A 497-nucleotide genomic window follows, 5' to 3' on the forward strand; every position below is an offset into this window, starting at 1 on the left:
GAAAAAGTGACAAATCCAGCTGTAGACGAAGTCAACGAAGAAGGTACCGATGCAGTTACTACAACTCAAGAAGTAGTAGAAAAAGAAGTTATCCATCATGGTAGCTCTACAGTTCAAAATCCAGCTCTACCAAAAGGCACAAGAAACACAAAAGTTCAAGGTGTAGATGGAGAGAAGGAAGTAACTTATACTGTTACTAAAGCTGATGGCGTACAAGTTAGCAAGGTTAAGAAGTCAGAGAAAGTGACAAAACCAGCTGTAGACGAAGTCATCGAAGAAGGTACCGGTGCAGTTACTACAACTGAAGAAGTAGTAGAAAAAGAAGTTATCAAACATGGTATCTCTACAGTTCACAATCCAGCTCTACCAAAAGGCACACGAAACATAAAATTTCAAGGTGTATATGGAGAGAAGGAAGTGACTTACACAGTTACTAAAGCCGATGTCGTACAAGTTAGCAAGTTTAAGAAGTCAGAAACCTTGACAAAACCAGCTGT

Annotated in this window: 1 protein-coding gene; it reads left to right on the forward strand. The window is 39.4% G+C overall.

Annotation, left to right across the window (positions count from 1 at the left end):
• The coding region (locus tag AWH02_RS06020) for a G5 domain-containing protein (RefSeq protein WP_201785214.1) at positions 1 to 497 on the forward strand (497 nt) is incomplete at both ends.

Source organism: Streptococcus gordonii (assembly GCF_001553855.1).
In the GTDB taxonomy this organism is placed as follows: domain Bacteria; phylum Bacillota; class Bacilli; order Lactobacillales; family Streptococcaceae; genus Streptococcus; species Streptococcus gordonii.